Annotated in this window: 2 protein-coding genes; both read right to left on the reverse strand. The window is 69.8% G+C overall.

The genetic code is table 11. The annotated features are described in order from the left end of the window. Positions 1-20 precede the first annotated feature (20 nt). Positions 21-10802, reverse strand: coding sequence for an amino acid adenylation domain-containing protein (locus ABZ267_RS08720; RefSeq protein ID WP_356750759.1), 10782 nt, complete (start codon positions 10800-10802; stop codon positions 21-23). Between the two features lie 303 nt (positions 10803-11105). After that, positions 11106-12284 (reverse strand): acyl-CoA dehydrogenase family protein, encoded by a 1179-nt coding sequence (locus ABZ267_RS08725; RefSeq protein ID WP_356750761.1) that lies wholly within the window; start codon positions 12282-12284, stop codon positions 11106-11108. Positions 12285-12288 lie beyond the last annotated feature (4 nt).

Below are 12288 nucleotides of genomic sequence, written 5' to 3' on the forward strand. Positions count from 1 at the left end.
AGTCCCTTCGAAGGCCGCGATCAGATCGCGAGCGCGGTCAGCTCGGCGATGCGGGCGCGTAGCCGCTCCAGTTCGCCGCCGGGCGCAGCCGTCGGTTCCTGGACGTCGGCGGGCACGGCGTCCGGCTCCACGGCCGTGGGAAGGATGACTTCGTCGTCGCCCAGAACGATGCCCCGGTCGTTGAGCGCGGGACTGAACTTCATCAACGTCAGCCTGCTGACCGGCCCCGCGCACAGCCGTTCGATAGCCGCCGTCAGCTCGTCCGGCTGGATGAGCGGCGCCTGCGCTCCGACCACCGCGCCCCGCTCTCCCTCGGTGGGTGCGTTGTTGAAGCAGTAGCCCAGGTTCAGCACCTTGCCTTCAGCCCCGTACTGGCGTTGCACCGTCAGTGCGAACGAATCGAGGAACGTGCAGGCGGCCGCGTAGTTCGCCTGCTTGATGGCCTTGAGGTAGGAGTTGATCGAGGACAGGAACAGGGCGAAATCGAGCGAGTCACCGCCGAACACCTCCATGCACCGGACGCTCGCGTCGACCTTGCCGCGCAGCACGTCCTCGAACTGCGCCTCGCTCATCCGGCCCAGGCTCGCCCCGGAGAACACGAGGCCCGAGTGGATGACGCCGTGCACCGTGCCGAACCGTCGTACGACCTCGTCCTTCGCCGCACGCAGGGCCGCGAGGTCGGTGGCGTCGCACCGCAGGTACAGCGGCGCAGGCCCGTCCTCGCCCGCTGCCTGAGCGATGGCGGCTTCGACGCGCGCGTCCTGCGGCCTGCGTCCGAGCCACACCACCTGGGCCTGGTACCGGCGGATCAGGTACTCGCTGATGACCGTGCCGAGGGCGCCCGCGCCGCCGATGACGACGTACGTGCCGCCCCGCCGCAGCCGGGACGACGTCGGCGCGGCCGGCTGAACCGTCATCAGTCGCTGCTCGTGCCACCGGCCGTCGCGGTGGATACGCAGATTGCCGTCCGGGTCCGCGGCCAGATCGAGCACCGCGGTGAGAGAAGGCGCGTCGTAGGCCTCGACGTCCGCCACGCGCACCCGCCAGTTCGGGTACTCCTTCGCGGTCGACCCCGCCAGGCCGGCGACACCGGCGTGCGCCGGGTCGACGGCCTCGGCCTCGTGGACGGCGTGCGCCCGCTCGGTGATCAGGGTCAGACGCAATGAGCGGTCGCCGTACCCGGCGGCAAGAAGGGCTTTCACCGTACGGAAGGCATGCAGCGAGCCGCCTGCCTGGCTCTCGACGACGCTCGCACCGGACCGGTCGTCCACAGCGCCGGGCGCCACCCAGATCAGCTGGTCGAGTTCCGGGACCGACTGGAGAAACGTCTCCAGGTCGTCGTACGTACTCTGCGACGGATCCGCGACCACGTGCGCGCCTGGCAGGCGCGCGAGGAGAACGTCCCGCGCCTGCCCTGGGGACGCGATGATGCCCACTGGTCCGGAGCTCTGCGGCCACGCCGCGGATTCCGTCCGCTGAAGGGGATCCCACACCGGCACCAGCGTGGTGACGCCGTCCGCGAGGTCCGGCGTCCGCTCGGCGCGCGCCGGTTCCGGGGTCGGCTCGGTTCGGCGGCCTGCGATGCCTCGCAGCCGCAGGCACACCGTGCCGTCGTCGGTCGCGAGGTCGATGTCGATCCGGTCCGCGCCGCGTGCGTCCTCGGCACGGCGTATCAGGGCCCACATGGTGGTCGCGCCGGGCGCGAGGACTTCGGCCGACTTGAGGGAGAACACCAGCCCGACCCGATCGTCACCGCCGTCGCCGTCGCCGTCGCCGTCGAGCAAGCGCATGCACTGCATCGCCGAGTCCACCAGCGCCGGGTGCAGGACGTGGCCGTCCGTGGTTCCTGACGCCGTGCCGGGCAGCCGCAGTTCGGCGAGCACCGCGTTGTCGCTACGGTGCACCGCCACGACCCCCTGGAACGTGGGGCCGTAGGCGATGCCGCGATCCCGCCACTCGGCGTAGAACCGCTCGGGGTCGAATGCCGTGGACCGGAGATTCCTGAGCAGCGCGGGCAGATCGAGTGCCTGCGCAGCCGTCGGCTCCGTGGCGGACACCTCGCCTTGGCAGTGGAGTACGGGCTCGTTTCCGGCGGACTCCGTGGAGGACACCGTGAACCGGGTGACGTCGCCGTCCGCGCGAAGGTCCACCCGCAGTGCGCGCGGCGCCCCCGAGACAGAGAGCGGTCTCAGGAAGACGATGTCGTGCAGGCGAACCGCGTCGCTCGCGGTCCGCCTCACCGCTGCTGCGGCCCACTGCAGATACATGGCTCCCGGAGCGATCCCGGCTCCCTGCACCTGATGTTCACGCAGGTAGAACTCGTCTCCGGTGAGGACTTCCTCATCACGCTGCGGCCCGTCGTCCGCCGTCGCGCGGTTCGGCAGCGCGTAGCGTTCCCGCTCGAAGGGGTAGCCAGGCAGCGGAACGCGGCGGTAGCGGCTGTCGCGGAACAACTCGGCGAAGTCCGGTGCCTCACCGTCGAGGAACTGTTGGGCGGGTGTCCGCAACCTGGAGTCCGCGCCCTGTGCCGCAATGTCCTGCCCGGAAAGCCAGGCAGTGCACTGGCTCTCCAGTTCCGCGATATCCCGGACCACACGCGCCCATCGATGCCTCAGGTGCCTGCGGCCGAGCAGCAGTGTGTGGCTCACGTCGCCGAGATCGAGGTCCGGGTGCTCGCGACAGTGGCGCGCGAACCGGGCCACCTGTTCGCGCAAGGCGTCCTCCGTCGCCGCCGACAGCGCGATCAACCGTGCTCCGTCCTGTCTGCTGCGGGGCGGCGTGGGCGGCTTTGACGGCTGCTCGATGACAGCGTGGGCGTTGGTTCCGCTCGCGCCGAGCGACGTGACCGCGGCGCGCCGCTTGCCACCTTCCGGCACGGCCCACCGCCTCGGCTCCGTGTGCACGAAGAACGGGCTGCCGGCCAACGTGACACTGGAGTTCGTCTCCGTGTGGTGGGGCAGGCCGGGGATCACCTCGTGCCTCATCGCCAGCAGAGTCTTGATGACGCCGATCACGCCGGCCGCGGCCTGCGCGTGGCCGATGGAGGCCTTGGTCGAGCCGAGCGAGCAGAACCGCTCGGCGTCCGTGAAGCCACGGAACGCGCGATCGAGCGCCCGGAATTCCACCGGATCGCCGAGCTTGGTTCCGGTGCCGTGTGCCTCGACCAACCCGATCCCCGCAGGGTCGATGGCGAAGTCCTGGTAGATCTGCCGGATCAGCCGTTCCTGCGAGGTCCCGTTCGGCGCGGCGATCCCGTTCGTCGTGCCGTTGTGGTTGATCCCGATGCCACGGATCACGCCATGGATGTGGTCGCCGTCCGCCTCGGCGTCCGAGAGCCGTTTGAGGACCAGCGCACCGACTCCTTCGGCCGGCACGAATCCGTCGGCCGCCTGATCGAACGCACGGCTCCGGCCGGTCGGAGACAGCATCCCGGCCCGCGACGCCGCCAGATACAGCCGCGGCGAGTTCTGGACGTAGACCCCGCCCGCGATCGCCGTGGTGACCTCGCCCGCCCACAGCGCCTGACACGCCAGGTAGAGGGAGACGAGCGAGCTGGAGCACGCGGTGTCGACCGCGATCGCCGGCCCGTGCAGGTCCAGGTAGTACGCGATGCGGGACGGCACGAGCGAGTTCATGTTGCCCCACAGGGCCTGGCCCGGGTAGTCGGACGGCCCCGTCAGATCCAGGTAGTCGCCCGCAGCGCAGCCCACGTAGACACCGCACCGGTCGCGGTCGAGCGACTCGCCCGCGTGGCCCGCGTCCTCGAGCGCCCGCCACGCCTCCTGAAGGAACAGCCGCTGCTGCGGCTCCATGTAGACGGCCTCCGCACCGGAGATCCCGAAGAAGAGAGGGTCGAACTCGTCGACGCCGTCCAGCAGACCGCCGTCCAGGCACACGCTGCCCAGCGACGCGAGGTCCCAGCGGTCCACCTTCGAGACAGCGTCCCGGCCGGACGCCAGCAGGTCCCAGAACTCGTCGGCATCCCGGGCGCCCGGGAACCGGCCGCTCATACCGACGATCGCGACGGGCTCCCGGACACCGCCGGACGGCTCGGACACCAGGGACGGCACGGGTACGGAGGACGCATCGGGTACCGCTGACGGCTCGGGTACAGCCGACTGCCCGGATACCGCAGACGGCATGGTCACGGCAGACGGCCCAGGCACCGCGACCACGACGGCGGCGCCTTCCTCGTCCACGATGAACCTCGTCAGCCGCCTGATCGACGGGTTCTCGAACAGCACGCTCGGATCGAGGTCGGTGCTCAGCGACTCGTTGAGCCGGTGCACCAGGGAGACGCCGGTGAGCGAGTCCAGTCCGTAGTCGGCGAAAGGCTTGTCGGCCGCGAGCTCATCCTCGGTCAGCTTCAGCGTTTCGGCGAGGATCCGCTCGACGGTCGCGCGGACGTGCTCCTCGATCGAACCAGGCGCGACAGGCCGCGGATCCCGGCGCGATACGAACGGACCGGCCGCGGCAGGCCGCGAATCCCTGCGCGGTACGGGCGAACCGGCGCGCGCCAGCAGCACCTGCTGACCCAGGTCGCGGGCGGGCTCCGCCAGCAGTTCCACCGTGTCGAACCCGCACTGCCGCAACACTTCGCGCCACGCGTCCGAGGACAGCGCCGGTCCGCCCTGGATACGCCTTCCGTCCGTGAACCGCCACCACCCGTCGAGGAGCCCGAAGGTCAGGTGCGACCACCAGTCGTTCCGGGCGAGTTCGTTGAGTACGAGGACTCCACCGGGCCGCAGCAGTGCTCGGGCATGACGCACTGCCTGCACGATGTCCTGGGTGGCGTGCAGAACGTTGTTGGCGATGACGATGTCGTAGTGGCCCGTGGTAAGTCCCTGTGCGCCGGGCTCACGCTCCACGTCGAGGGTCGAGAAGGACACGTACGGCACGTGGTCGGCGAACCGCCGCTCCGCGTCGATCAGGAACGCCTTCGAGATGTCCGTATAGCGGTACTCGGCGATGTCGCGGCCCGTCAGTCGGGCGAACACGCGCTCGCTGGTGCTGCCGGTGCCTGCTCCGATCTCCAGCAGCCGGATGCCGTCGCCACGGGCCTCCACCTCCGCGCGCACCGCGCCGGCCGTCACGTCGTTGAAGTAGTCGGCCGTCGCGTTCCCCCGGTACGCCGGTTCGACCAGCTCGAACGAGCCGCCCGGGAACATGACCGCCGTGGCCTTCGTCCGCCCGGACAGGATCGCGGGCAGGGCCTCGATCATGCGCTCCGTCAGGCCGGTCTTGGCCGCCAGCTCCGGATCGTCGGCACGAACCTCCTTCCACGCGCGCCAGGCACGCCACGCCTGTTCAAGGCCCGGCGCACTCTTACTGGGCGCCACGAACTCGCCCTCACGTACGAGTTCTCCGTGGCTCAGCAGCACGGTCACCGTGTGATCGAGCCACTGGGCGAAGGGCGGCGTGACCTTCTGCTCGATCAGGTCTCGACGGACGGGCGCGTCGAAGAGTCCCGCCGCCACGAGCTGTGCGAGCACGAGCGGGCGCGCGAGGCTGTCCAGCTCGTCCGTGGCGGACGTGCGACCGGACAGGAACGTCCCGACGCTCTCGGGCCTGGCCGCGGCCACGAGCAACGCGGCTGCGTCAAGCGGGTCGGTGGCCCGAGGAACCGATACGGCGCCGAGCGGGTCAGCGGCCCGAGGCGCCGACACCGCCTCGGCAGCCGGCCAGTACCGTTTCGCGGCGAACGGGTACGTCGGCAGGCTCACCCGCGCCGGCGGATTCGCGCCGTGGCAGGCGTGCCAGTCGACATCGATACCGTTGACCCACAGGGGCGCGACCTTGTCCCACTCACCGCGTTCGAGCCACCCGGCGACCAGGTCCCGCAGCTCCCCGGGCCGATCGAAGAGGCCGAGCAGCTTGTCCTCGGGCCGTCGGGCCGTACCTTCGAACACCGTTCCGCGCGCCCCGCGCTCGACGTAGTCCTGAAGAGTTGCGATCAGCCCGTCGACGTCGTTCGCGACGAAGAGCACTCGTTCGGCCATCGCCCGCCGCCCGACCTGCAGCGTGTACGCGAGTGACGCCAGATCGCCGTGCGCGTCCCGGTATCCCGGCAGGAACTCCAGCAGCTGCCGCGCGAGGACGCCGAGCCGCTCTCCGTCGCGGGCCGAGAGGATGACCGCTTGAGGGCCGAGGTGCCCGGCGGCCCGCGCACCGGTCGGGGCCTGTTCCAGTACCGCGTGCGCGTTGGTGCCGCCGATCCCGAAGGAGCTCAGTCCCGCCCGCGCGGGCTCGTCGCCGTCCAGCGGCAGGTTCCGGTCGGCCACGAAGAACGGCGACTCGTCCCAGTCGATCTCCGGGCTCGGCACGTCGCTGTGCAGGGTCCGCGGAACCTCTCCGTACTGCAGGGCCAGGGCCACCTTGATGAGGCCGGCGATCCCCGCGGCCGCGTCGAGGTGGCCGATGTTGCTCTTGACCGAGCCGATGCCGCAGTACTGGCTGCGTGCCGTGTAGTGCCGGTACGCCTCGGTCAGCGCCGCGACCTCGATGGGATCGCCGAGCCTCGTGCCCGTGCCGTGCGCTTCGACGTAGCTGATGGTCGACGGGTCCGTGCCCGCCTTGTCCAGCGCCTTGCGGATCACGTCGGCCTGCCCGCGCACACTGGGCGCGTAGAAGCCTGCTTTGTCGCCGCCGTCGTTGTTCACCGCGATGCCGCGGATCAGGCAGTAGATGTGATCACCGGCGGCGATCGCCTCACTGGCGCGCTTGAGGACGACCACGCCGACACCTTCACCGCCGGACATGCCGTCGGCGCCGTCGGCGAACGCGCGACTGCGCCCGTCGCTCGAAAAATTCAGGCCCGGCTGGTGCACGTATCCCAGTTCTCCCGCGGAGAACAGGCTGGCCGCGCCGACGATCGCCTGGTCCACGTCACCGGCCAGGAGCCCCTGACAGGCGACGTGCACCGCGCTCAGCGCCGAGGAGCAGTTGGTGCTCACCGCCATGCCGGGGCCACGCAGGCCCAGCTTCGTGGAAATCATGGTGGGCACCGTGCCGCCTTGGGCGAACAGCCACGCGGCGTAGGTCTCGGAGCTCGCCAGGACCCGCGGGCCCGACGCGTTCGCCATCAGCGCCGGGAGCAGGGCCTGGTAGAAGTTCGTGCTCGTGGACGTGGTGACGCTGGTCTCGGGAACGTCCTCCGGGCGGTAACCGGCGTCCTCCAGCGCCTGCCACGCGTGCTGCAGCAGCAAGCGCGCCTGTGGGTCCATGAACTCGGCGTCGCGGGGAGAGATGTCGAAGAACGCCGCGTCGAACTCAGCCCTGCCGTCCACGACCGACCGCTGCGGCACGTATCCGGGCCGGGTGATCAGCTCGTCCGGGACTCCGAGCGTACGCAGTTCCTCGGCCGACCAGGACGTGGAGCCGCTGCGTCCTTCCACGAGCGCGGTCCAGAATGCGCGGTGGTCCATGGCTCCCGGGAACCGGCAGGAGATGCCGATCACCGCGATCGCATCACCGAGCGAGGCGTCGTCGGCCGCCGCCGGAGTGGCATGGTGCGGATCAGGTAGCCGCTCGGGCTCGACCGGCTGTGCCGTAGGTGCCTGCCCAGCGGGTACTTGTCGAGCAGGCAGCAGCCCCGTCAGGTGTCGGGCCATCGCCACGACGGACGGGTGCGCGAAAACGCTGGTGGGCCGCAACGAGCAGCCGAACTCGCGGTTGATCCGCTCCACCGCTTCGATCGCCGCGAACGAGTCTCCACCGATGTCGAAGAAGCCTGCGGCACGATCGATGTCGCGCGAGCCGAGCACCTCTTCGAAGATCCCGCGCACGGTCCGCTCGATGTCGAGCGCGGCCACCGGGCTGTCGGCGGCCGGGCTGTCGGCGGCCGGGAGCGGCACCGCCTCGGCTGCCTCGGCCAGCTTCGCTCGATCGACCTTGCCGTGCGCCGTGAGCGGAAAGGTGTCCAGGGCCACGAACGCGGCGGGCAGCATGTAGGCGGGAAGGGTCTTGGCGAGTTCTGAGCGCAGCAGCGCGGCGTCGACCGGCGCGTCCGCGTTCCCGGTGCAGTAAGCCGTGAGCCTGTCCGACAGGCCGGCGTGCTCGAGCAGGACGACGCTTCGGCCGATCGCCGGATGGGCATCGAGCACCGCCTCGATCTCACCGAGTTCGATGCGGTGGCCGCGCAGTTTGACCTGGTTGTCCATCCGGCCCAGGACGACGATCTCGCCGTTCGGCAGTCGGCGCGCGCGGTCGCCGGTCCGGTACAGCCGTCCGGGCGCGAACGGGTTGTCCAGGAAGCGCTCGGCCGTCAACTCCGGCTGCCGGTGGTAGCCCAGGGCGACCCCGTCGCCTGCGATGTGCAGCTCGCCGGTCACGCCGACCGGCAAGGGATTCAGGTTCCGGTCGAGGACGTACAGCCGGGTGTTGGCGATGGGGCTGCCGATGGTCACCGGCTCCTCACGGCGCAACCGCTTGGCCGCCGACCAGATGGTCGTCTCCGTGGGCCCGTACAGGTTCCAGGCCTCGCCGCGCGCCACGAGCTGGTCCTTGAGGCCGTCCGGTAACGCCTCTCCGCCGCACAACACCTTGACGCCCTCGGTGTTCTGCCACCCGACGCGCACCAGCATGGCCCAGGTCGCCGGAGTGGCCTGCATGATGGTGGGCCGCCAGTCGGCGACCTTCTCGGCCAGCAACGTGGCGTCGGCGGCCGTGGCGGAGTCGGAGACGCAGACCTCACCGCCGGTGATCAGCGGGAGGTAGAGCTCCAGCGCGGCGATGTCGAAGCTGTGCGTGGTGACGGCCAACAGCCGGTCGTCGGACGTCACTTCAAGCATGCCCGCCATGGCCAGCAGGAAATTGGTCAGCGCCGCGTGCGGAACGACGACGCCCTTGGGCTTCCCGGTGCTGCCCGAGGTGTAGATGATGTAGGCAGCTCGCGGGTCCGGCGCACCGGCGGTCGTCTCCCCCGCCGATGCCGATGCCTGGGCGCCCTGATCATCCTGGCGGTCCGTCGCGTACAGCCTCACCTCCGACATCCCCACGGCGGCCAGCCTGTCCATCACCGCCTCATGGCAGATGATGAGTTGCGCGCCGCTGTCCTCGACCATGTAGGAGAGGCGTTCGGCCGGCAGTCGGTCGTCCAGAGGCAGGTACACCGCGCCGAGCCTCATGACAGCGAGGAGGGCCACGACCAGGTCGAGTGACCGTTCGTAGCAGACGCCTACGACGTCCCCGGGGCCGACGCCTTGACGCGTCAGCGCCTGTGCCAACGCCGAGCTGCGGTAGGCGAGTTCGCGATAGGTGAGAGTCCGCTCCCCGCAGGTGGCCGCCGGGGCGTCCGGGTTCGCCTCCGCCTGCTCCGCGAAGAGATCCCAGCACGTCCGATGCGCGGGAAAGTCGGCCTCGGTGCCGTTCCACGCGTCGATGACGAGGCGCCGTTCCTCGTCGTCGAGCAGGTTCAGCCCGCCTATCGGCGACTGTCCGTCCGAGCCGAGGATGCTGTCCACCAGGGTGGCGAAGTGTGCTGCCATGCCCGCGACGGCGTCAGCCGAGAAGGCGTCGGGGTGGTATTTCCAGTTCACCAGGAACCCGTCACCGGGAGCCACGTCCACCGTGAGGTCGTACTCACCCAGCTGGTACAGCCCGTCGACGAGCTCGAAGTCCGTCTCGCCGGTGGCGCGGGCCCGCTCGCCCAGGTATCCGGAGAGGGCGGAATCCTGGTAGTTGTACACGATCTGATAGAGAGGCGACCGCGGATTCACGCCCCGGGCACCGAGATCGCCCACGATCCGGTGGAACGGATAGGTCCCGTGCTCCAATACGTCGAGCACCGTGGACTGGACGCGCCGGGCGAACGACGTGAACGCCTCGAAGGCGTCCGGCCTGCTCCGGACGGGCAGCGTGTTGACGAAGCAGCCGACGATCGGGTCGAACTGTTCCGTCGGGCGCCCGGCCACCGGCATCCCGATGACGAGGTCCTCGCTTCCGGTGTACCGGTGCAGCAGAGTCAGGAAGGCCGCCAGGAAGAAGATCCCCGGGCTGATCTCGTGTGCGGCGGTGAAGGCCGCGATGGCGGCGGCCCGCTCCTCCGACAGCCGACTGGTGAATACCTCGCCCACATGAGGCGCGTCCGGCAACAGAGCCGCCTGCGAGGGTAAGCCTGTGAGCACGTCCGCGCCGGCGAGCTCCCGCACCCAGAACTCGCGGTCCTCCTCGGCGCGTTCGCCGGTGAGCACGTCCCGCTCCCACGCGACGAACTCACCGAACGAGGCGGAGCCCACCTCGGTCGGCACGTCCCGCCCCTCGACCCGCGCCCGGTACGAACGGAACAGCGTGTCGATGACGAGACGCCCCGACACTCCATCGATCACCAGGTGATGAACGACCAGCAGAACGTACGCCTCGGACGCGGAGCGACGCAGGACAGCCAGTCTGGTCAAAGGACCACCGGCCAGGCCGAACGGCCGCCTCGCGCTTTCCTTCACAAAGTCCAGCACGCGACCGGGCGGCACATCGGAGATGTCCACGTACTCGACGAGGAAACCGTCCGCATCTTGGTGGGACAGACGCGGTCCGTCCTCCGTCTCGCGCACCGCGGCCGAGAGCAGCGGATGCCGGGAAAGCGTGTCGCGGAATGCGGCCTGAAGCGCCGCGGTATTCACGTCCGCACACGAAAAGCACAGCGGAACGTTGTACGCGTACGTCTCCGGCTCCATCTTGGCAAGTGCCCACAGGCCGCGCTGCCCCTCGGACAGAGGAATGTCCACGCGTCGGTCGAGCTCGGCCAGTATCTCCGCCGTCGACATCTCGCCATCGGCGTACATGCGGGCGAGCGCGCGAAGGCTCATGACGGAATCCTTCCTGCCACGCCACCCGGGCAGGACACGCCAGCAGAAGATCGCGAGCGAACGCAAGAACTCAGCCCGAGCCCGCACCACGGAAGGTTGACCCAACGCGACATCTCGGTCAGGCGTTTGAGGCCTGCGCGCAGCGGCGAACAGCAGGTGCCCACGGATGTGGCCGTCGGTGTCATGACCATCAGTATGGCCCGCAGACCGCTGCGTGTTCGCACGTCTGTTCCGTTGTGGGGTACATCACTTATATGTTTCGGCCACCGTGGAGTGCCTGGTGCACGCTGGCGCCGCGTCGGATTACCGCCGCACCCGAGGCATCCCCAGCCCGATCCAGGAGATGATCTCGCGCTGGATCTCGTTGTTGCCGCCGCCGAAGGTGAAGATGACCGCGGACCGGTAGCCGCGCTCCAGTTCGCCGTGGAGGACCGCACCGGCCGAACCCTCCTTCAGCGGGCCCGCCGAGCCGATGATCTCCATCAGCCAGGCGTAGGCGTCGCGGCGGGCCTCGGAGCCGTAGACCTTGACCGCCGAGGCGTCCTGCGGAGTGAGGGTGGCGTCCTGGAGGGCCGAGACCATCTGCCAGTTGAGCAGTTTCATGGCGTCCAGGCGGGTGTGGGTGCGGGCGAGGCGGGTGCGGACCCACGGGAGGTCGATGACGCGGCGGCCGTCGGTGAGCTTGGTGTCGGCGGCCCAGCGCTGGACGTTGTGCAGGGCGCGGACCGCCATGGTGCCGTGGGCGGCGAGGGTGACGCGTTCGTGGTTGAGCTGGTTGGTGATGAGCCGCCAGCCCTTGCTCTCCTCGCCGACGCGGTGGGTGAGAGGGACGGTGACGTTCTCGTAGTAGCTGGCCGTGGTGTCGTGCGAGGCGAGCGTGTTGATCAGGGTGCAGGAGTAGCCGGGGTCGCTCGTGGGGACCAGGAGCATGGTGATGCCCTTGTGCGGCGGGGCGTCGGGGTCGGTGCGCACCGCGAGCCAGACCCAGTCGGCGGTGTCGCCGTTGGTGGTCCAGATCTTCTGGCCGTTCACGATGTACGTGTCCCCGTCGCGGACCGCGCGCGTCCTGAGGGCGGCGAGGTCGGTGCCGGCGTCCGGTTCGCTGTAGCCGATCGCGAAGTCGATCTCTCCGGCGAGGATCTTCGGCAGGAAGTACGCCTTCTGCTCGTCGCTGCCGAACTGCATGATCGTGGGCCCGACGGTGTTCAGGGCCATCAGCGGCAGCGGCACGCCCGCCTGGGCCGCCTCGTCGAAGAAGATGAACTGTTCCATCGGGGTGAGCCCCCGGCCGCCGTACTCCTCCGGCCAGCCCACGCCCAGCCAGCCGTCGGTACCGAGCCGGCGGACCGTCTCGCGGTAGAAGCGCTTCTGGGCGGCGGGTTCCGCGTAGCGGGCGTAGACGTTGTCGGGGACCAGAGCGGCGAAGTAGTGACGCAGTTCGGTGCGCAACTGCTCTTGCTCAGGCGTGTATTCGAGGTGCACGGCC

The sequence above is a fragment of the Streptomyces sp. NPDC006174 genome (assembly GCF_040614075.1).
GTDB lineage: Bacteria > Actinomycetota > Actinomycetes > Streptomycetales > Streptomycetaceae > Streptomyces.